Annotated in this window: 14 protein-coding genes and 1 pseudogene; 14 read left to right on the plus strand and 1 reads right to left on the minus strand. The window is 58.4% G+C overall.

Annotated features, from left to right (window positions below):
- Nucleotides 1-37 precede the first annotated feature (37 nt).
- The 6 genes from JHD74_RS02845 to JHD74_RS02870 all read left to right on the plus strand — a co-directional run bounded on the left by JHD74_RS02845 (nucleotide 38) and on the right by JHD74_RS02870 (nucleotide 6,506).
- Nucleotides 38-763 carry a molecular chaperone gene (locus JHD74_RS02845; RefSeq protein ID WP_186531625.1) on the plus strand — a complete coding sequence of 242 codons (726 nt, stop codon included), beginning with the start codon at nucleotides 38-40 and terminating at the stop codon, nucleotides 761-763.
- Nucleotides 738-1,298: a fimbrial protein gene (locus JHD74_RS02850; protein WP_199061594.1), complete on the plus strand. Its 561-nt coding sequence runs from the start codon at nucleotides 738-740 to the stop codon at nucleotides 1,296-1,298. Before JHD74_RS02845 ends, JHD74_RS02850 begins: the two co-directional genes overlap by 26 nt.
- A 7-nt stretch (nucleotides 1,299-1,305) precedes the next feature.
- On the plus strand, nucleotides 1,306-2,025 hold the full coding sequence (locus JHD74_RS02855) for a molecular chaperone (RefSeq protein WP_199061596.1): 720 nt from the start codon (nucleotides 1,306-1,308) through the stop codon (nucleotides 2,023-2,025).
- The gene (locus tag JHD74_RS02860) at nucleotides 2,022-2,756 is read left to right on the plus strand and encodes a molecular chaperone (protein WP_199061598.1); all 735 of its coding nucleotides are present in this window, start codon (nucleotides 2,022-2,024) and stop codon (nucleotides 2,754-2,756) included. The genes JHD74_RS02855 and JHD74_RS02860 overlap by 4 nt, the downstream gene beginning before the upstream one ends.
- Before the next feature lie 61 nt (nucleotides 2,757-2,817).
- On the plus strand, nucleotides 2,818-5,403 hold the full coding sequence (locus tag JHD74_RS02865; RefSeq protein ID WP_199061600.1) for a fimbria/pilus outer membrane usher protein: 2,586 nt from the start codon (nucleotides 2,818-2,820) through the stop codon (nucleotides 5,401-5,403).
- Nucleotides 5,403-6,506: a hypothetical protein gene (locus JHD74_RS02870; RefSeq protein WP_233169419.1), complete on the plus strand. Its 1,104-nt coding sequence runs from the start codon at nucleotides 5,403-5,405 to the stop codon at nucleotides 6,504-6,506. The genes JHD74_RS02865 and JHD74_RS02870 overlap by 1 nt, the downstream gene beginning before the upstream one ends.
- 84 nt (nucleotides 6,507-6,590) lie before the next feature.
- On the opposite strand, the pseudogene rhuM reads toward JHD74_RS02870, so the two are convergent.
- Nucleotides 6,591-7,259 (minus strand): annotated as a pseudogene (gene rhuM, locus JHD74_RS02875) (RhuM family protein); the annotation flags it as partial.
- Nucleotides 7,260-7,557: 298 nt separating this feature from the next.
- Between rhuM and JHD74_RS02880 the strand changes: the two are divergent.
- The 8 genes from JHD74_RS02880 (at nucleotide 7,558) to JHD74_RS02915 (ending at nucleotide 22,006) form a co-directional block, all read left to right on the plus strand.
- Nucleotides 7,558-7,821, plus strand: a complete 264-nt coding sequence (locus JHD74_RS02880) for a PAAR domain-containing protein (protein ID WP_071682755.1) — start codon at nucleotides 7,558-7,560, stop codon at nucleotides 7,819-7,821.
- Between the two features lie 90 nt (nucleotides 7,822-7,911).
- Nucleotides 7,912-9,372: a type VI secretion system contractile sheath large subunit gene (gene tssC, locus JHD74_RS02885; RefSeq protein ID WP_199061607.1), complete on the plus strand. Its 1,461-nt coding sequence runs from the start codon at nucleotides 7,912-7,914 to the stop codon at nucleotides 9,370-9,372.
- 24 nt (nucleotides 9,373-9,396) lie between these two features.
- On the plus strand, nucleotides 9,397-11,139 hold the full coding sequence (gene tssF, locus JHD74_RS02890; protein WP_199061616.1) for a type VI secretion system baseplate subunit TssF: 1,743 nt from the start codon (nucleotides 9,397-9,399) through the stop codon (nucleotides 11,137-11,139).
- A complete protein-coding gene (gene tssG / locus JHD74_RS02895) occupies nucleotides 11,136-12,164 on the plus strand; it encodes a type VI secretion system baseplate subunit TssG (RefSeq protein ID WP_021807332.1) in 1,029 nt (342 codons plus the stop codon). The genes tssF and tssG overlap by 4 nt, the downstream gene beginning before the upstream one ends.
- An 18-nt stretch (nucleotides 12,165-12,182) precedes the next feature.
- On the plus strand, nucleotides 12,183-13,928 hold the full coding sequence (locus JHD74_RS02900) for a type VI secretion system baseplate subunit TssF (RefSeq protein ID WP_199061618.1): 1,746 nt from the start codon (nucleotides 12,183-12,185) through the stop codon (nucleotides 13,926-13,928).
- A 20-nt stretch (nucleotides 13,929-13,948) separates the two neighbouring features.
- On the plus strand, nucleotides 13,949-16,243 hold the full coding sequence (gene tssI / locus JHD74_RS02905; RefSeq protein ID WP_199061620.1) for a type VI secretion system tip protein TssI/VgrG: 2,295 nt from the start codon (nucleotides 13,949-13,951) through the stop codon (nucleotides 16,241-16,243).
- Between the two features lie 113 nt (nucleotides 16,244-16,356).
- Nucleotides 16,357-17,142 carry a DUF4123 domain-containing protein gene (locus tag JHD74_RS02910; RefSeq protein WP_199061622.1) on the plus strand — a complete coding sequence of 262 codons (786 nt, stop codon included), beginning with the start codon at nucleotides 16,357-16,359 and terminating at the stop codon, nucleotides 17,140-17,142.
- Nucleotides 17,143-17,152: 10 nt separating this feature from the next.
- Nucleotides 17,153-22,006 (plus strand): RHS repeat-associated core domain-containing protein, encoded by a 4,854-nt coding sequence (locus JHD74_RS02915; protein ID WP_199061624.1) that lies wholly within the window; start codon nucleotides 17,153-17,155, stop codon nucleotides 22,004-22,006.
- Nucleotides 22,007-22,515: the final 509 nt, after the last annotated feature.

The raw sequence follows: 22,515 nt of genomic DNA on the forward strand, positions 1-22,515 counted from the left end.
CAGCGGGCCGATGGCCCGCCTTTTCAGGAGCCGCTATATGACACGCTTTATCTCCCTGTTTTCGCTGCTAGTGGCCCTGCTGGGTGCGCCGTTGGCTGGCTGGTCCGCCGGGTTTGGCATTAATGCCACCCGCCTGATTTACCCGGAAGGGGCCAGCAGTATCAACGTAACCGTCCGTAATACCCTCCGCGATAAGCCTTATCTGGTGCAAGCCGCGATCAGCAGTAAGCAGGATGCACAGACCGCTGCCCCGTTCACCGTGACGCCGCCGCTGTTCCGCCTGGAACCTCAAAGCACCAATCAGTTACGTATCGCCTTTACCGGCCAGCCGCTACCCGGCGATCGGGAGTCGGTGTTTTATTTGCATGCCACCGCGATCCCGGCCAGTACGCAAAGGGATCCGGCTCAGCAGCGTAATGACGTGCAGGCCCAACTGCGTTTCGGTGTGGGCAACATTATCAAGCTGTTCTATCGGCCTGCGAGCCTGAGCGGCTCCTCTGCCGCTGCCCAAAAAGAGTTGCAGTTCTCCCGCGTGGCTGGGGGGCTGAAGGTGACCAATCCCTCTCCCTATTTTGTCAGCCTGGCCGACTTGAAGGTAGATGGGCAACAACTGGCCTTGGACACGCCGGCTGCACTCATGATCCCCCCTTTCGGCAACCATATCTGGCCGGTTAAAACGCCGTTGGCAACCGGCAAGCGAGTGCAGTGGCAGACCATTAATGATACCGGAGGCACCGATGCGTTCAGCGCAACGTTACCTTAAGACCACGCTGGCTGTCGTCCTGGCAGGCGGTGGAGCGGTATCCGCCCCGGTGCAGTCCGTGACGCTGGATTTCTCCGCCGTGCTGACCAATGGCACCTGCACGCTCAGCCTGGATAAAAGCACTCTGCCTTTGGGTGTCATCGCTAAATCTCAGCTGCGCCCAAACCAGCTGGTTGCTCCACAGCCCTTTACCCTGTCCGTGCAGGACTGCACCGGTTCTGCGGGCGGCAGCCTCAAGCCTGTCGTGACTATCACGGGCACCGGTACCACCCAAGACAGTAAATGGCTGTTTCGCAATGCCGGATCGGCGGCGAATACCGGGATATTGGTGATCCAGAGTGCCTCCGTGCCGGATTACAGCCAGCCCGAAGTCAAAAACAACAGCGTGATCTCACTGGCGAACCCCGGACAGATACCGGTCAACCAGACGTTCACCTTTTATGCCGGTGCCAGTTGTGGCGGCGGCACCGGGTGTGCCGCAGTCGCGACCGGTGACGTGACGGCCACTCTGATGTTTGAGTTTGTCTATCAGTGAGGGCCCGATGACACAGCGATTTCATCAGGTGCTATCAAGCCTGCTGTTCACTTTTAGCCTGTCCGCACAGGCCGGGAGCGGCGGCATCAGCCTGGGGCAGACACGCGTTATTTTTTCTTCAGCAGATAAAGCGCAAACCCTCACCGTCAGCAATAGCGGGCAACAGGCTTATCTGGTCCAGGCCCGAGTACAAAACGGCCTGGACGATACGACCCCTGCGCCGTTTATCGTTACGCCACCGCTGTTCTCGCTGCAAGGCAATAGCCGCCAACTGCTACGGCTATTGCCGCAGGGTGCCACGCTGCCCACCGACCAGGAGTCGCTGTTTTATCTCTCTATCTCGGCCATTCCTGCACAGGCTGAACCCGTAACGGCGGCCAATCGGCTGTCGGTAGGGGTACGTTTTGTGATCAAGCTGTTTTATCGCCCGCAAGGGTTGGCGTTACCCGCGGACAACACCCCTTGCCTGCTGACGTTCAAGCGTGAAGCACACGGCGTGCGGGCCATCAATCCCACCGGCTATTTTCAGACCCTGGGGATGTTGGCTGTTGACGGGCATACCGTGGCGCTAGACCAACAACCGGCGATGGTGCCTCCGCACAGCAGTATCACCCTGGCCGTTGACGGGCCGGTGAATAAGGTGGCCTGGCAGACACTCACCGACTATGGAGGGCTCTCCCAGACCTGCCAGCAGACAGGCTCAACCTCCACGGAGACCACACCATGAAATACCCGATTTATCTTCTGATGGGTCTATGCCTGTTGGTCAACAAAATGGGCCTGGCACAGGCTCAGGACAACGCCTCGCCGGGGATATCCTTTTACGTGCTGCGGGTGATTTACCCGGAGGGCGAAAAGCAGGGCGTAACGCTGACCGCCTACAACAAAAGCCCCGCCCCGTACCTGATGCAGTCATGGATCCGCCCGGTCGATCCGGCCACCGGGGATGTGGATCTGAGCTGGCATGGCACCCCGGTGATGCCGTTTATTGTCACACCGCCGCTGGCTCGCCTGGAAGCGAACGGTGAACTGGCGCTGCGTATCCGCCGCAACGATATGCCGCTGCCTAACGACCGCGAGTCGGTGTTTTTTATCTCCATGAAGGCGCTGCCCACCCAGCAGCCAGACGGTGAGCAGATGGTGATGACGGTCGTGAGCAATATCAAACTGTTTTATCGCCCGACAGGATTGGTGAAACGCGCTGTGGCAGACATGGCCCCGAAGCTGACCTTCAGCCGGGCAGGCGACCAACTGACAGCAACCAACCCGACCCCCTACTGGCTCACCTTCTCCCGCCTGGCGGTGGGGAATGTGGCGTTGGACAAACCGGCTCTGCGCCTGATGGTACCGCCTTTCGGCAAGCAGTCTTACACCCTGCCCGCCACCGCGAGCGGGAAAGTCAGCTGGCAACTGATTGATGAAGATGGCTGGGATACCCCGGTTGCCCAACAGGATTGACGATTTCGCCCTTCCTGGCTCGTTACCGAGAGCCACGTTCTTTCAGACGGATAGGATAACCATGAAAATTCACCCTCTTGCTCTTTCCCCATTCCTGGTGGGCAGCGCATTGATTGCAGGCACGTCTCCAGCCTGGAGCCGCGACTACTTTGACCCGGCGCTGTTGTCGCTGGGTGGTGGCCTGGAAGCCGTCACCGACCTGAGTGCGTTTGAAAGCGCCGGACAGACCCCACCAGGGACGTATCTGGTGACGGTGCTGGTCAACCGCAGCGAACGTGGCCAATACCGCGTCGTATTCACCCCGGGTGATAAGGGCCAGGTCAGCCCGGAATTGACCCCGGCCTTCCTGGCGGAGATGGGGATTAATACCCCCGCATTGCCCGCTTTTGGCGGGTTGCCGGTCGACAAGCCCGTCAGTGATCTGGCCACCCTGATCCCTGATGCCCGAGTGCACTTTGATTTTCAGCAGCAGCGCCTGGAACTCAGCATTCCCCAGGTGGCGATGAAGCCGGACGCCAGCAGCGTGGTTAACCCTGCGCTATGGGACCAGGGCATGACCGCGTTTTTACTCAACTATACCCTCAACGGCGGGCGCAGCCGCCAGGACGGACAATCGGGCCAATCCACCAGCGAACAGACCAACCTGTTCCTTGGGCTGCACAGCGGATTGAACTGGCAGGCCTGGCGCCTGCGCAGTGACATGACCTACACCCACAATAATAGCCGCAGCGGCTATGGAGACACGCAACGCAACCAGCAAACCCGTTTCTCAAATACCTATCTGCAACGCGATATCCAGGCCTGGCGTTCGGATGTGCTGGTTGGGGAGAACAATACCGGCAATGACGTTTTCGACAGCATTCCATTTCGCGGGGTGAAATTGAGCTCCAGCGAAGACATGCTGCCGTTCAGCCTGCGGGGATTTGCCCCGGTGATCAGCGGCATTGCGCAGAGCAACGCACGGGTTACCGTCAGCCAGAACGGGAACGTGGTGTACCAGGCGTATGTCGCCCCGGGGCCGTTTCGGATTAATGACCTGTACCAGACTGGCCAAGGGGGAGATCTGACGGTCACGGTGACCGAAGCGGATGGCAGCGTACGTACCTGGACCCAGGCCTTCTCGGCGCTGCCGGTGATGCAACGCCCGGGTGGGTTGAAGTACGAACTGACCGCTGGGCGCTACAACGGCGGCATCACCACCGGCTCCAGAGAGGCCCATTTTGCGTTGGGCACCCTGATTTACGGGCTACCCCATGACATCACGTTGTATGGCGGCGGGCTGATAGCGGAGAAATACGCCTCGGCGGTGGCGGGCAGCGGGATTTCGCTGGGGGATTTCGGCGCCATGTCGGCGGACGTGACCCTCTCATCGGCCCGCATGTATGACGAAAGACAGAGCGGCCAGTCATACCGGGTACGTTATGCCAAAAGCCTGCTCAGCACGGGCACCTCGGTGGATCTGACGGCTTATCGTTACTCCACCCGGCACTATTACAACTTTGCCGACTTCAACAACAGCGGTTATCAGCTCAGTGAAGGCCAGGTGCCCTGGGCACTGGCCCGACAGCGTTCGGATTTCCAGGTGCGGGTAACCCAGCAACTGGGGGATTTTGGATCGCTGTACCTGTCGGGTGCGCGCAGTGATTACTGGGGCGATGAGCAGGTGAACAACACCCTGTCGGCGGGTTACACCGGCAGCTGGCACGGCGTGAGCTATGGCCTGGCCTACAGCGTTGACCGGATAAAATCCGACGGGGATTGGCCGCAGAATCGCCAGTTGGCGTTCAATATGCAGGTACCGTTCAGCCTGTTCAGCGCACAGCCCGCCCTCAACCGCAGCTACGCCAGCTACCAGATGACGCACGACAGTGAAGGCCGTGTGCGGCAACAGGTGGGGGTGAGCGGTTCGGCGGCAGAAGACCGCCTTTCCTACAGCCTGATGCAGGGGTGGAGTAACAACAACCAGAGTGGTGACGGTGGTAGCACCAGCAACCTGAATCTGGGTTGGCAGGGGAGCCAGGGCATGGTCAGCGCCGGGTACAGCCACAGCAGCCGCTATAACTCGCTGAATGTGAGTGGTAACGGGGGTCTGGTGGTTCACCCCAACGGGGTGACGCTGAGCCAGCAACTGGGCACCTCGGTGGCAGTGGTTCGCGCACCGGGCGCTGCCGGGGTGAGCGTAATGAACGGCGGGATCCGCACCGACAGCCGCGGGTATGCGGTGGTGCCGTACCTCTCGCCTTACCAGAACAACACGGTGAGCCTGAACCCGTCGACGCTGCCGGAAGATGTCGACCTGCCGCAGAGCAGCGCCAATGTCTATCCCACCAAAGGGGCGGTGGTAGCGGCTACGTTTACTCCACGCACCGGCTATCAGGCGCTGATAACCCTGACCCAGGCTGGCGTGCCGGTACCCTTCGGCACGCTCGTGACACTGGCCGGGGAAGGGGCGGAGATCAACAGCGGCATCGTGGGTGATGCAGGCCAGGTGTACCTGAGCGGGTTGCCGGAACAGGGGAAATTGCGCGCGGTGTGGGGCCGTGGGGCTGCACAGCAGTGCCTGGCCCACTTCAACCTGAGCAAGGCGGCAGTATCAGCAAACAATCCGGTGCGCATGCTGAATGCGCAATGTGAGGAAGGACAGTGATGAAACAGCGTTTAATAAAGACAGCATCATGCGGTATCGCCAGCATCACCTTAATGATGCCCCTTGCTGCCCCCGTTCTGGCGGAAACCATCACCATCGGCAAGGGTACGGGGATCCTATGGGAGGGCATGCCGTTTAACGCGACATTAACTGGCCCTCTCGATCATCCACAACTGAATCCCATATACGGACTCTTGTCAGTCTCTAGATCATCGACCCGGTGTATGGCTTCAAATGAATTGAAGAACATTGGTGGCTATTTGGCCTTCCCACTGTCCGGGGTACCTGGAGTCGGATTGATGCCTCGGGCCTCGGGTAGCGCCACTTATACCCTAAATAACAATTCACAGGGGAGGTTGACTGGCACCATTGGCCAGCCGGAAACCAGAGGCTCCTCGACGTCACAAGATAATATTATCTCGCCACCAAACTATACATGGTGCCTGCCCCCTGCCATGTCGATAAATACGGCATTTTACTCGGGTTCGGGTCCTCGTACGGCAACGCTCTCAGGCACTTGGGTTCTGGTGGCAGACGGCAGCCAAAAAGCTGGAGAGGGGTCGGTTCCACCCATGTATTTTGGCAGCTTTTCCACCAATGGCTCGGGGGATAGAACTACCTCTATATTGCCCACCAATATTTCCCTGCGCATCTCCACGCTGGAATGTAGCGTGAATACCCCGACAGCCATTAACTTTGGATCGGCCATTCGCAATACCCAGGTTAATGCAGAACTGGCGGTAAAGCCCGTGCAACTGGTTGCCACCTGCGGGCAGCCTACTGACCAGATAAATGCCAATATCAATCTGCAGTTCCGCGCCATCAGCGGTCTGTACAACACTACCGCTTCACGGCTGGCATTAAATCAAGGGGGAGGCTATATCACCGGAGAAATTGATAACGGGGTGACCGGCAGTGGCGACTGTAAGGCAACAACCGGCCTACGCTTTGATAACTCGCTCATAAAACTGGGCAGTATCACCAATGCGGAAAGCAGCAAAACCTTGACCAATCAGCTCACCTGGCGACTGTGTTCGGGAGGCAGCAGCGTGCCAATCGGTGCGGTCACGGCCTCTACGGAAATGCTGGTAACGTTTAACTGAGCCGCATTTGGCGCTGCTGACGGTTGGGCTGATTTCCAGCCGTCCAGCGGTTCGGATTTAACAGGGTCTACCTTTCAAATTCAGCATATGAGGCTGGCTAGCATTGGCACGCTGATGGATGAGTTCGGCAGCGGTATGGCCGGTACAGGCAAAATGCAGTTTGTTCTGGATGGTTTGAAAAAACAGCGTGGTCTCTTTGAGTGAGGGCTGATAGTCGGCGGCTAACGCAAAGATCTCTCGTACCCGCAAATAAACCCGGCGCTCGCTGGCGCGGATATCGCGGATGCGTTCCAGCATCTCGTCGAAATAGTCAGGTACAGACGATGTTCCAACGGGCGGATTTTTCAGCCGTTCGTCATCCATCACGAAGCCTTTGATCAGGTATTCCTGGAGGGTTTGGGTGGCCCACTGACGGAATTGGGTGCCTCGAGAAGAACGAACACGATAACCGACCGCAAGGATCACGGGCAGGCTATAGTGAAGCATATTGCGGCTTACCCTACGGCTCCCTTCCTGTTGAACTTGTAAGTAAGACTTACAGGTTGCGTTTTGTACAAGTTCACCTTCTTCGTAGATCGCTTTGATGTGTTGCGTAATGGCTTGCGGAGTGACCTGGTAAAGGTTCGCAATGGTCGCTTGAGGCAACCACAGTGTTTCGTGCTCAAAGCGGCATTCAACGCGCACCTCACCGTCATCACTGGCAAACATCACAAATTCGCCCGCCGGGGATTGAGTTAAGTGTTTATCTGCCATGCCGCCTCCGCTTTAATCCGACTTACCATGCTGTATCTGCTTAGTATGCCAGAGATACCTGTTGGAGCTCATTACACGAATGGCGTTTATTTTGCGTGCAGTTACGCAGAAACAACCGCCGACCTCGTCCTGGTTAAGGCAATGCAATGAACGCTTTATCAATGCCCCCAGATTGATGCTAAAAGATCCCCTTTATCCCTATGCCGCTCACAGATTCATTACTCGCTGTTATCTTTCGACTTCTTTCAAATGTATACATCCTGTAATCTATTAAGAAAATACTAACTATGGTGGGCATATGGCAGGGAAGGCCGTGATTTTACAAGGCGACAAAACCTCTCATGGTGGAGTCGTGTTACAGGGATCGTCAGTGATGCAGTTCTGCGGAACAAACGTAGCGCTGGTGGGGCATTTGGTGTCCTGTCCGCAATGCAAAGGTGTCTTCCCCATTGTCAGTGGTGCAGAAACCGCACTGGTCGGTGGGGTGCCTGTGGCGCTGGAAGGCATGAAAACCGCCTGCGGGGCCGCTCTGATTGCTTCACAACATGAATGTAATGCCTGACGGCAACGTCGTTCAGCGCTAATCACTCCGCCAGAACCGGCAGAGTCGCAAAATAATGGACAAGACTCTTCACCAGGGAGCAAGGATGCCGTGGCTACGTTAGATACGCTACAGACCGATTCAGACATTTTCCCACCGCGCACCTCACTGGCCGCCGGGCTGCTTGCAACGCTGAACGGCAGTGAATATGCGGTGAGCCACGCGGACATCGCGCTGTTGCTGCGCGCCCTGCCGGAACAAGGCCGTGGCGTCCCCCTCACCATTCTGCTGATTGACCGCCTGCTGCGGGAACTGGATCAGCGCTTGAGTGCCCAGATGGATGCGATCCTGCATGCTCCGGCGTTTCAGCGCCTGGAATCGACCTGGCGCGGGCTGGCCCTGCTGGTCGATAACATTCCGTTTCACGAGAATATTCAGCTGACGCTGCTCCATGCCACCCAGGAAGAGCTGCTGGCGGATTTCGAATTCTCCACCGATATTACCTCCTCGGGCTATTACCAGCATGTCTATTCGGCAGGCTACGGCCAGTTTGGTGGGGTACCCGTGGCGGCGGTGATTGGCTGCTATGACTTCACCCCCGGTGCCGCCGATATCAAACTGCTGCACTATCTCAGCGTGGTCAGCGCCATGGCGCATGCGCCGTTTCTTTCGGCGGCAAACGCCACCTTCTTCGGCGTTGATTCACTCGCCGATCTGCCCTCTATTCTTGATTTGGACGCGGTCATGGCTGCACCGACACATATCCGCTGGCAGGCGCTCCGGGCTACCCCGGATGCCCGCTATCTGGGGCTGACCGTGTGCCGATTCTTGCAGCGCGAGCCTTATACCCCGGCGTCACAGCAGGTCCGGCAATTTGTCTATCAGGAACAGATTGCAACCCATCAGCACCTGCTATGGGGCAACAGCGCCTTTTTACTGGCGCTCTGCCTGGCGGGCAGCTTTGCCCGTTATCGCTGGTGCCCGAACATTATCGGGGCGGAGAGCGGCGGAGCATTCCGTAACCTGCCCGCGCGCTACACTGCGGCGCTGGGGCGTTGGCAAGAAAAGATCCCAACCGAGACGCTGCTGTCGGACCAGTGGCAGTACCGCTTGTCGATGGCCGGGTTTATTCCGCTTGGGGTGCGCAAGCAAGGGCAGGACGTGGTGTTTTATTCGGCCAACTCAATCCAGTCGCCACAATATACCGACCTCACGCCTGAGGGGATGAACGCTCGGGTCAATGACCAGTTGGGGGCGCAACTGCCTTACCTGTTTATCATCACCCGGCTGGCGCACACCATCAAGGTATTGCAGCGTGAGCGGCTGGGGAGTTGGCGCAATCGGGGCGACCTGCAGCATCAGCTCAACAACTGGTTAAAACGCTTTGTCTCCGATCAGGAGAACCCACCCGCCAGCGTGCGCAGCCGCCGCCCGTTACGCGCTGCACGCATTGAGGTGCAGGAAGTCGCGAATGATCCCGGCTGGTATCTGACACAGCTGCATGTGCAGCCGCATTTCAAACACATGGGCTCCAACTTCGTCCTCGCCTTGACCGGGCGTCTGGATAAATAACCTCCAAGACAGGATGTCTTCAGCATGAACCGGGATAAACATCGGCCATTCCCTCCAGCCCGTCGGCGCAAAGCGCTACACCAGGCTGCCGAGGTGCTGCAACAAACACATGCCCCGCTGGTTTCCTTCCTGACCGCCCCCAACCACGACCCCGATGTGGAGCGGCAACTGGAGGGCATGGCCTGGATGACCGGGCAGTTAGAGGGGCAGTTGGCAGACCAGCTACCGAACCTCACCCACCATATGCTGGCCCTGTTGTGGCCCTATTTTCTGCGGCCCACCCCGAGCATGACCGTGCTGGAATGGCAGCAGGATTACCTGTCAAATCCCGCGCTGGCTTGCCCCCAGATTGCCAAGGGGGCCACGGTGGTCAGTATCCCGCTGCCGGTAACGACCGGTAAGGAAACGCTGCGGTGCCATTTCCGCACCTGCCGTGATACCCGGCTGTGGCCGTTACAGGTGCAGGCGGTCAGCCGCGAGCAGCGGCACGGCCATGACAGCCTGTGTCTGCAACTGGTCACCACGGCGGATCGGCCGCTGGACCTCACTAGCCTGAACGGCCTGCGGCTGTATCTGGGGGAAGACCTGCACACCGGGCAACAGCTGCATTTGTGGCTGAGTGAATACCTGAGCCACGCCACGCTGGAAGTGGGGGGAAAGACGTGGCCGCTGCCTGAGCTGGCGCTCACCCCGGTCGGCTTCAACGACGAAGAGGCCCTGCTGCCCTGGCCACAGAATGCCGATCCCGGCTATCGCCTGCTGCAAGAGCACGCCTGCTTCCCCAACGCCTTTTTATTTATGGACGTGACGGGGTTCCCCAGCCTGCCTTCACTGCCTGCCTCTCACGGCTTTACCCTGAGGTTCACCTTCTCCCGGCCTTTACCGTCCGCCCTGGTTATCAACCGCCAGACGGTTCGCCTGCATTGCACGCCCGCCATCAACCTGTTTAGCCATTACGCTGACGGGGTTAACCTCGATGGTACGCAGTCAGAGCTGCCGTTATTCCCCAGCGTGCGCCATCCTGAGGACTACGACGTGTTCTCGGTGGATGAAGTGACCGGTGTATCAGCCCTGAGTGATAGCCCCCGCCACTATGCGCCGTTTGAACGCTTCAGCCAGCAACAAGACGCGGGGTATTACCATGCGCGGGTCACCTCGTCGCCCGCAGGGGGCTTGAACCATCACCTGGCGTTGATCCGCCACGGTGAAAACCTGGACAACCTGCCGCCGGAATCGGTGTCCGTCCGGCTCACGTGCAGCCACCGCCGCTTGCCGTTGCACCTGAAAGTAGGAGAACTCCGCCAACCAGCCACCGGCTGCCCACCAGGGGTTCGCGTACACAATATCACCCGCCCGTCAGTCCCCCTGAGCCCAAGGTTGGATGCCACCTTGCAGGCGGCCCTGCTGCGTAATCTCTCGTTGAACAGCCGCTCACTGCTGACGCTGACGGCGCTGCGGCAGGTGCTGAGCGCCTGCGATCTGCCCGCCTGGCACAGTGAACTGGCGGCAGGCGTCTCCCGGCGGCGCAGGGCGGGGTTACTCAGCCTGACCGTACGCCCGGCTGAACGCCATATCGACGGTGTGCCGATCGATGGCCTGGCCTCGGTGCTTACGGTGCGGCTCCAAGGGGCGTTTGACTCGGAAGGCGAGCTCTATCTGTATGGCCGGGTACTGGCACGGTTCCTGGCCCAACGTGCCAGCGTCAACCATTTCCATACCCTCACCGTGGTTAACCAAGATAATCAGGAGTCTTACCGCTTTCTATGATCCCCAGTGCAGAGCAGGAGCAGCAGCTCCAGGTTATCGCCGATAACGTTAGCCAGTATGACTTCTACCGCCTGGTGGAAGGGTTGAACCGGCTGGCGGGCATCGATCCGGCCCGCACACTCGGCCTACCGCCGAACCGTGAGGCGTTGCGCTTTACCGCTGCGGCCGGGTTGGGCTTTGCCGCCAGCGATGTGGTGGCGTTGCAACATGAGCCAGGTGGGCCGCTGCGCCTGGAGGTGAGCTTTCTGGGCCTGCAAGGCAGCCAGTCGCCCTTGCCCTATTACTACCTGGATGACATTGCCGGGAGCACGGCGCAGGGAGAGACGCGGCTCAATGATTTTCTGGCGGTGTTCAACCATCGGCCCCTGTCGTTGGCGCACCAGATTTGGCGCAAATACCGCTATGAGATCACCTTCAAACCGGGGGGCCGCGATGCCACCTCGGGGCGTATTTTTGCACTGATAGGCCTGGGCCATCCGCAGACGCGAGAGCAGTTGGGTATCAATGCCGAAGCCATGCTGGCCTACGCCGGTCTGCTGGCCTCACCGGGTCGTTCGCCGGAGGTGATCGCCCGCCTGGTCGGCCACTTCTTTTCACTCCCAGATGTGACGGTTCAGTCTTGTATGCCCCACGTCATGACATTGAGTGACGAACAGCAAAATCGCCTGGGGCAGGTCACCGCCGTACGCGGGCAACGCCATCAACCCCGTTCGCTGCTGGGGGGTAACTTTGTGATCGGTAGCCGGATGCGCGATCGCAGCGTCAAATTTCAACTGTCGATCAATGAGCTCTCGCAGGAACAGTACCTGTCGTTTTTGCCTGACGGTAAGCAGCATCGCCTGCTGGTCAATTTTGTCGAGTACATCCTACGCGAACCGCTGGTCTGGGATCTGCGCCTGACGCTGGCACGGCATCAAGCCGGGGGGCTGAAGCTCGGTGACACACAGCGGACCCAGTTGGGGTGGACCACCTTTGTGGGGCAACCCGAAGAGAAACCCTACACCCTGTTGCCCGTGCGCAGGTAGCCAACGTCAAGGATTGATATGAACTTTACCGATCATCTCAGAGAGGAACATGCCTACCTGCGTGCACTGGCGGACAAGGTGGGGCAGGAAAAACCCGCACTGGCCGCGCAACTGGGCCGCCATGCGGGCGATCCGGATGTGGAATGCCTGATCCAGGGGGCGGCAATGCTGAATGCCGGGCTGCGGCAACGCCTGGAGGACGGCTTCCCCGAAGTCACACAGGGGCATCTTGCGCGTACCTGGCCCTTCCCCCTGCGGCCTATTCCGGCCTGTGGCGTAGTGAACGTCAGCGCCAAAGCCAGCACGCTGGATGCGCCGTTAACCTTGCCCGCAGGAGAATCGCTCTCCCTGTTGTCCGACGGACGTACGCAGGTGTTCCAGACCTGCCATGCCTTGACGCTGCAGCCGCTGGCCCTGATTGACCGGCAGTTGCTGGTCACCCACTCCCACAGCGAGATCCGTCTCACGTTTCATTATCAGGGGCCGGGGGACACCTGGCCAACCCAGCCGCTGTCGCTGTTTCTAGGCGATGATCCGCAGGTGGCGGCGACGCTGACCCTGTGGTGTGAACAGCATCAGGATCGGCCCGTGCTACAGGTGGAAGGACGACAATGGGTGCTGGAAACAGTGTTGTCTTCCCCACGGCCCACTGCGGATAACCGCATCCTGCCCCACGAAGGGGAAACCACCTGGGCGCTGCAGAGCCTGGCCGAATACTTGTACCTGCCCCATGTGAATGATTTCCTGACGCTGGATTTTGGCCCGATGCACTCAGGGCTGACGTTGGGGAACAGCCGCACCTTTACCGTCATCCTAACGTTCAACGGGGAGATCCCGCTCACCCAGGCCCAACTGGCGTCGGCCTTTATGCTGCACTGCGTCCCGGTGATCAGCCTGGCGGCACAGAAAAGCGCCCCCCTACGGCTGCTACCCGGGCAGAGCGTTTACCCGCTGCCGTATGCCGACGATCGCTGGGTGTATGCCATTACCGGCGTCAGCATGCTGGAAGAGCCGGATACCCTGCGGCGGGGCCGACGGGTGCAATTCCAGCCCGACAGCGAACTGACGCCGGAATCGCGTTATGCACCCGACGCCGGGTTGGCGCTGTTTTACACCGTGCGGGTCAGCGGTGATGTCCTGGGGCGGATGCAGCATGAACTGGTGCTGTGCAACAGTGCCGGGGAGCCGCTGACCGAGCCCCCTTGCCGGGCCGTGGTCTGCGATCTGCTCACTACCTCGGCGCACTCGCCCACGTTACCGCTTGGCTCCCCTTTCCTGCTCGGCATGGCGGTGACCGACACTTTGGATGTTACTACCGTCACCCGCTTTTCGACCCCTTACCCGGCGGTGGTGGACAGCCATCACCATTGGCGGCTGATGGCCTGCCTGTCGTTCAGCCCCGCGCTTCTCAACCACCGAGAAACGGTGCAGCGGGCGATCGACGATTTTTGCCTGCACGCCCGGCACAACCTGCCCCAGGTCCGGCACATTCGCCGGGCGGTGGAGGGCATCACCGCCGTCAAGACCGAACCGGTCAATACCCTGATGGGGGAACGGCTGCGGCGCGGTTTGCAGATGACCCTGACGCTCGACGATCAGGCGTTCGACAGCCACGGCGAAGCCTACACCTTTGCGGCGGCGCTGAGCGTCTTCTTTACCCATTGCCTGACCACCAACAGCTTCCTGCTGCTGGATGTGATAACCGAACCTTCACAGCGGCGCTGGGCATTGCCCCTGGCGCGCGGCCAACGAGCCATGATGTGAGACACCACAAGGAGTGAACGATGGACAGCGGATTATTTTTCAGCAGCCAACTCGGTGAACTGCCTCCGGACACCTTTGACGTGGCCGGTTTTACCCTGGAAGAAGGGTTGTCGACCCTGTTTACCCTGACGGTGAACCTGGTCAGCACCCGGTCAGACATCGAACTGGAAGCACAGTTGCTGCAGCCGGGGGCATTGACCGTCACCGTCAGTGGCAAGGAACAGCGCACGATCCCAGGGCTGATCGCCAGCCTGACTCAGGGCGAAAGCGGTTTTCGCCGCACCTACTATCAGGCGGTAATCCGCCCGGATGTCTGGGTACTCAGCCTGAAACAGGACAGCCGGATCTTCCATTTCCTGTCGGTGCCGGACATCGTTAATCAGGTACTGGACGAACACCGCATCCCTTACCAGAGCCATATCCAACAGACCTATCCACCGCGTGAGTACGTGACCCAGAAGCGCGAAAGCGACCTGGACTTCATCCTGCGGCTGATGGCCGAGGTGGGGATCAGCTTCTGGTTTGAAGATAACGAACTGGTGTATGGCGATTCGCACCTGAGCATGACGGAAGGTATCCCGCTGACCTTCAACCCACATATCCAATCACCAACCCAGGGCGACATCGCCCATCGGCTGACCCTGGGGGCGTTCATGCAGTCACGGGAAAGCGTGCTCAAGGACCGCGAACACCGGCGACCAGACCATCCTCTGCAGTTTAAACAGAGCGATCCCGCATTGGGCGGTGAAGCCACCCAATACTCGGTATTTGAAAGCTATGGCCGTTATCAGGATGACCAGACCGGGCCGCAGCTCAGCACCGTGCGGCTGGAGGCCATGCAAGCAGGCACCCAACAGGGCGCAGCAGAAACCAACAGCATCCGGCTGATGCCGGGCACGATTTTTACCTTGCAGGGCCATCCGGTGCAGGCGCGCAACGATCGCTGGCAGGTGATCACCGTCAGCCACCGTGGGGAGCAGCCTGCCGCGCTGGAAGAAGAGAGTAACGGCAGCGGTACCACCTTCACCAACTCGCTGACCTTTGCGCCGGGGAATATCGACTGGCGGCCAAGCTACCGTTACAAACCGTTGGCCGACGGGGACGAGGTGGCCACGATCGTCGGGCCAAAGGGCGAAGAGCTGTACGTCAACGAGCTGGGCTGGGTGCGGGTGCATTTCCACTGGAACCGTTATGACCCGGCGGATGAAAAAGCCTCCTGCTGGGTGCCGGTCTCCAACCAGTGGGCGGGGGACGGTTTTGGCTCGGTGACGCTGCCAAGGATTGGCCAGGAAGTGCTGATCAGCTACCTCAACGGCGATATCGATCGCCCGGTGGTGAGCGGGCGTTACTACAACGGCCTGAACAAACCGCCGTATCCGTTACCGGCCAACAAGACCAAATCGGTCTGGCGCACCAAATCGCACAAGGCCGAGGGCTTTAACGAACTGTCGTTTGAGGATGAGGCGGGCAGCGAGGAGATTTACCTGCACGCGCAGAAAGACCTCAAGGCCCTGGTCAACAACGATGCGCACTGGGACATCCGCGCCAACCAGAGCAGCAAGATTGGCGGCAACAGCCTGAGCGAAATCGAGGGCAACCGGGAAAGCCGCATCAAGGGCGAACTCACGCTCCACACCAGCGGCAAAAAGTCCGAACTGGCCGATGGCGAATCCCATTTGCAGGTCGGCAGCGCCTATGTGGTGAAGGCTGGGCAGGAAGTATCGGTAGAAGCCGGGGCCAAAATCACCCTTTCGGCGGGCAGCGAGCTGACGCTCAAGGCCGGGGGAAGCTTTATCAAACTGGCACCGGGGGCCATTTTCACATCGTCATCGTTGCAGGTAGGCAGTGGCTCTGCGGGCAGCGGTCAGGGCGTCAACCTGAAGATGCCGGGTGTGGTGCCGTTATTGGCCGCTCCCACGCTGATCCAGCAGGGTGTGCTTAGTAGTGATGCCCCTTATTGCGAAGAGTGTGAGAAATGTAAAGCCGGAGGTTGCCCGATAGATGAGGCCCCTGCCAAGCCGAGTGCCCAAGGTGCAAGCAGCGGCTTTGTACAGCAATCCGGTGGAGCGATGCCAGCAACGGCCAGTGTCTCTCAAGGGATGCCCGGCAGTGGTTGGGCCTCGGCAGGCGGTGTGTCTCAAGCGTTGCCTAACGTTGGCTCGCTGCCTATCAGTGGGCTGACCTCAATGGTTAACGCAGGCAACTTGTCCGGTGCCACAGGTAAAGACTATTTGAATATGCTCGGCGAGCAACTTAAAGGTTCGCAATCTGCTGATGTAGAAAAACTATTCAAAAAGATGGGCAAAAAGTCATGAGCAAAAGATCCATTTTTTTGTTCTCGGGAGGAATGGATATCGTCCTCTTCGGCACACTAGCTGACCTGGCGCAGCCAGTTTAAGGCCGTACTTTAATCAAGGAGAAGATGACCATGTCAAATCGTGTACAGGACTGGGTAAGAAACACGGCGGGTACACCGTTGTATGCCATCCTGGCCAATACCCATGGTGCGCAAGGCATCAAAGCCTATTACCGTGAGGACGGTAGCCGCACGCCATACGGACTCTATGCCAACACGCCCTATGCTAACTGGTTCGAGGTGATGCCAGTGATGGTGCAGCTCAATGAAGGCAGCCCATTCTTGCGCTGGGTGGCAGAAACCCCTTTACGCAACTGGGGCTGGCTGGCACGTTCGCCGTTGCCGCAGGCTGCCCTGGCAACCCACCTTGCCGGTTTGACGCAGGTGATCATGCCCAGCGGCAAACCGGTGTTTTTCCGCTATTGGGATGGGCGCTATCTGCCAGCTTACTTGCGCTACTTTGGCGATGAGTGGCGCTCTATCCTGCCGGTGTTCTCCGATTACTGGGTGAACGGTGAGGGGTTTACCTGCCCGGTAGATCCTTCCACGCAGGCCCAGATTAGCCCCTGGTGGCAAGTGCCCCAAGGGATGGTGGACTCCCTGTTGGATGAAGATCCAGAGCCGCTGATCGCCAACCAACTGACCTGGCTGCGCGAGAATGAGTTTGAGCTCTATCAAGCTGTGCCAGAACCGGTTCTGCGCCAGATAGCGCTGCGGCTTTACCCACAGGTCTGGCAACAGACGCCAGATCCGAAGAAGCGAACCGCACGGCTATCCCAGGCCCTGGTAGATGCGCTGAGCCGCCGTACCCATCCGTTTGAGGTGATCACCTTCAACGTTTCCTCTTTTCGACCGTGAGTAATGGACTATGACGACCGAATATATTGCGAGTATTGACAATGCGTTGCTGAGCTTCAAAAACAAGACCCTGTTGACTAAAGAATATCGGCAGATCGTCAAGGAGTGGGCTACGGCCAGCAGCATTTCCGGAAGCTTGGGTGGCCCGACGCTGGAGATGGAGAAAACCCTGCGGCTCAACGACAGCAAGACCGTGGTCTCGGAAAACGATCGCAGCTTTGAGAGTAGCGTAGTGACCTGCCCGAAGAGTGGCGAGATCAAGGTGGCCCTCGCCTACGAGTCCACACTTGAACTGCCCATCCCCGATGTGACCATTGAGATCTATGAGGATGTCAGTTTTGGTTTTGACTCGAAGGTGGCTACCCAGCAGACCGATGAGCAAGGCATAGCGCGTTTCCCTGGTCTGACTGCGGGCAAGAAATATTACGTTAAAGCCACCGATCCCCAGCTTGAGCAGCACAATGACCAGATGCTGCAAGCCTATGACGGCCTGATGCTAGAGATGTACGACACCTTGTCAACGCAATGGCAGACCTACAGGCCTCAGTGGCAGCTGAGCCCAATCAATGCAGGTCTGTTGACCGCGCTGGGCGCTGGGCTGTACGACGGCATGTTCGGGCTGTGGGACGACGTAAAACTGGCCTACGACGTGATCACCGACCCCGCAAAGTACGGGCAGAAAATCTATGCGGAAGCGGGTAAGTATAAAGATCTGATCACCCAGTTGGATGAACAGAAACTGAAGTCCCTGCTGGAAGGCAGCAAGCAGATGGCCCGCGAGCTGTTGGCGCTGTTCAATGATGAAGCTGCGCTGTACCTGTTTATGCGCTCAGTGGAACTGCAAGTGCGTATGTACCCCTGGGGTGCACTACTGGAACCGATGGTAAAAATAGGAGGTTCCATTATCAGCGATGCATTGGTCGGCATTGTCTTTGGGGCTCTGCTGACCCTGGTGACCGCCGGGTTGGGCGTGGCGTTCCTGATCTATAAGGTAGGCAGCTTGCTCAAGAAGCTGGGCAGCGCATTGCAGTCTGTCTGGCAGGGGCTGAAGACGATTCTGTTTGCCACCCTGGAACTGGTCAAACGGTTCTTTGAGAAGACCCGCCAACTGAACCTCAAGCGCCAGGCCAATGCCAAGTTGAAACAGGATCGGAAAAACCAGCTGGGTTCGTCAAACCATACTGGTCTGGTGGATAACTCAGGCACGGTGAAAAACAACCCCGCGACAAATGCGGCTGACCAGCCCACGGTGAACTCGCAGTGCACCCCCGGCACCGGCTGCCCGGTCTCACTGATCAACGGCGAAGAGTTGCTTACTCTGGACGATGGACAACTGATTGGCCTGACGCCCTTTATCTTCCAGCGTCAGTACCGCACCACCGCTGTCGAACGCACGTCTGTATTTGGTTTTGGCTGGAGCCATAGCCTGCAACATCAGGTGGAGTTTATCGGTGATGAACTGCACTGGACCGATCACCAGACCCTCACCACCATTCTGCCATTACCTACCGAAGTTTCCCCAAGCGGGCTTAACTATGTAGCCGGGGCCGCCGCCTATCTGGACGAAGAGCCCGATAGCTACTGCCTGATGGCCGGTAGCATGGAAGGCTGGGTGTTGCATGTGCATCGGGTTACGGGGCAAACGACCGGGCGCATCACCGGCCTTTCACACCGCCAATTGCGGTTGACCCTGCACTATCACGATGGCTTACCTGTTCGGCTGGAACATCCGGCTGGTGCGGCCTTGCAGTTCAGCTATCAGGAGCTGCCTCAAGGCTGGCGCCTGACGCAACTGAGCCTGACCCCTGAGTCGGGTCGGGAAGAGGCTCTCCACCCGCTCATGACCTATGAGTACGATGAGCAGGGGCAACTGAGTGCCGCTATCAATGCGGCCGGGGAAGCCGAGCGCTATCAGTATCGTGATGATTATGTATTCAGCCTGCGGCAGTTGGCTGGCGGGGCTGAGTTTTACTGGGAGTGGCAAGGGGAAGGCAAACAAGCCCGTGCGGTGCGCCACTGGAGCAACCTGCCGAACCTTGACCAACGTTTTCTGTGGGATGAACAACCCGGGGCCGTCACCCTGGTCCATCAGGACGGTTCACGGGAGACCTGGCAACATGACACCCGCTTCCGCCGTCTGATCAAGAAAGTCGACCCGGACGGCGCGACCCACCTCAATGAATACGGCGAGCGCGGTGAGCTGCTGAGTGAAACCGATCCGTTGGGCAACCGCACCGAATATGGCTATAACGGTGAACTGCAGTGCACCTGGGTACGAACGCCTGACGGACAAGAGACCCAATACCGTTATTCACGGGGCCGGGTAGTAGAGAAAACCACCTGGAGCCTCGATCAGGAGGACAAGATCCGTGAACGCTATCGCTACGATACGCAGGGCAACCTGACGGAAGAGACCGATGCGTTGGGCAACACCTGCCACTACCTGTGGTCTGCGCAAGGGGCACTCGATGAGGTGCAGTACCCGGATGGCAGCCGCGAACGCTTCGTGCGCGATGCCTTTGGCCAGGTTCTGGAACACCATCAGCGCAACGGGCTGACCCACTACTACCGTTACAACCTGCTGGGGCAAGTGATCCGGCACAGCGACAGCCCACTGGACGAGGCCGGGGTCAACGGCACCCGTTATACCTGGAATGCCGCCAACCGGCTGGAGGCTATTCACGCGCCTGACGGCACGGTGCGCCACTACCGGTACAACGCCTACGGCAAGGTGACCAGCGAGCGTGATGAAAAGGGGCTGACCACCCAATACGAATACCATCCAAACTCCCATTTGGTGAGTCGAGTCATTTACCCCGACCTCAGCCAGGTGGAATACCGCTATGACAACCCGAAGAACTTCGTCAGCGACATCATCAACCAGAACGGCGAACATCATCGGCTGGCCTATCACCCCAACGGGTTGGTGAGTGAAGAACACACCGTTGACGGACGCCACTTCCTCTATGACTACGACCTGAACGGGCACCTGACCCAGCGCACCGAGTACGGCACCAGTCAAAGTGAACAGACCGCGCTGGTGACCCGCTATGAGCGAGACGCTGCCGGGAGACTGATTCGTAAGGTGTTGCCAGACGGCAAGGAAGTCTGCTACGCCTACGACAGCTTTAACCGCCTGCGACTGGTGGACGACGGGCAGTGGCCGCTGGCTTACGGTTACGATGAAGTCGGGCGGCTGACGGAAGAGTATCAGGGCTTCGCCAGCCTGTTTTACGGCTACGACAGCGCAGGCAACCTGACACGCCAACGTCTGCCCGACGGCAACATTCTGGCCTACCACTACCAGCAGGGGCAGGTCTCGCGTATTGCACTCAATGGCCAGGTGCTGAGTGAGCACCAGTATCGCGGTGAGCAGGAAACCCGGCGCATCACCGGCAAGGTGGTGAGCGAGTTTGATTATGACGCGCAGCAACGCCTGCGCCATCAACGGGCTACCGCCGTGGTACAGGCAGAAATGGAGGGTGACGCCCCAGACGTAACACCGGTGATGCAGCGCCGCTACGAGTACGACCCGGCAGGCAACCTGACGCAGATCCTCGACCCGCACAAAGGCAACCGGGAATACCGCTACGATAAGCAACATCGCCTGACCGAAGCGCTGCACCACCCGATAGCCTACCCTGAAGCCTTGCCGCAGGCGCTGCGCTGGCGGGGTATCAGTGAACGGTTTACGCACGATCCAGCGGGTAACGTATTGGGGAACGATGCTGCCTCCCGTGGAACACAAGTGCGTGGCAACCTGCTGAAGCAGAAAGGCGATGTGCAGTTCGAATATGACGAGTTTGGCAACCTGACACGTGAAGTGCGCAGCAACAAGCCACTGTGGGTGCGGGAGTTCCGTTATGACTGCCAGCACCGGTTGGTGGAGTTCATTGAACAGCGCCAGGGGCAGAAAACCCATTTTGCCTATACCTATGATGCCTTTGGTCGGCGTATCCAAAAGCAGGACCTGCTGGCCCAACGGCCTGATGCCATAACCCGGTTCTTCTGGCAGGGCGAGCGGATGGTGGCAGAATGCGCCGACGATGATAATATCTTTACGGCGGATGACCCAAAACCGGCGCACCTGGCGACCTATAAAAGCTACCTGTACAGCCCAGGCAGCTTTGTGCCGTTGGCGCAGTTACTGGGCAAAGGACGCCAGTCGGAGATTTACTACTACCTGAATGACCATCTGGGCACCCCGCAGGAACTGGTCAACGGCAAAGGACAGATTGCCTGGAGCGCGGCGTACCGCGCCTACGGCAATCTGGCGGTAGCGTTCGTTGAATCCGTGCCGCAACCACTGCGTTTTCAGGGGCAGTACTTCGACGCGGAGAGCGGATTACACTATAACCGGTATCGTTATTACTCGCCGGAGAACGCAAGGTTTATCACCCCTGACCCTATTGGGCTGGCCGGTGGCCTAAACCAGACGCAGTATGTGCCTAACCCTACTGGGTGGGTGGATCCACTTGGTTTGGCTAGCGTTCCTGGAGATTGCCCGCAACCGGTAAGTATACAAAAAGCTAACCGTTTGTTAGATGCTGGTGAGAGCAAAGTCACTGTTAGGTCTAGAGGAGATGCTGAACAATTATTTATGGATAGATATTTAGGTCATGGCTATAAGAATATGACCGGTGAGTCGGGTCCCAGTACCAAAAACCTAATGGAATATCTTACTGGAAATAAAACAAAATCAGGAACATATCACTGGGATGATATAAAAGATCCGGCAATTACACAACCTCCTTATAGAGTGTCAGGACATGGGCCTGGTAACCCCGACGGGAGTTTGCCACATTTACAAGTCCATCAGTATGATGGAAGTGTTATACATTTATTCTTTCTTTGGGAGAAGTGATAGTGAATAATCTTGATATTTTACTAAGCGGGAAATGTTTGCTTAAAGAAATTAACTCGCTAAAGGATGACTGTAGAACATGGGTTGAAATATCATTGCAAGATAACTTAAAGCCAATCTACCCATTTAGAACAGAACCATATGCTATGGTTGGTAAATCATCTTATGCTAATAAATGTGACAAGGATGAGGCTAAATTTAAAATAAGAGTCTCTTCCTTTTTAGCATCAGATATAGAAAATGAATATGACCCCTCATATGATTTCGTTGGTAAATATGAAAATATTGACTCACTAGAAGAGTTAGATACTTATTTGGATAGTATTGGACCTGTCTCTTATACACATCTGACGCTGCCGACGATGCCAACTAAAAAAGTTTGTTGGGGGGGGGGGGGGGGGGGGGGGGGGGGGGGGGGGGGGGGGGGGGGGGGGGGGGGGGGGTGGGGGGGGGGGGGGGGGGGGGGGGGGGGGGGGGGGGGGGGGGGGGGGGGGGGGGGGGGGGGGGGG

The organism is Serratia sp. ASV30 (genome assembly GCF_016428815.1).
GTDB classification, from domain to species: Bacteria; Pseudomonadota; Gammaproteobacteria; order Enterobacterales; family Enterobacteriaceae; genus Chania; species Chania fonticola_C.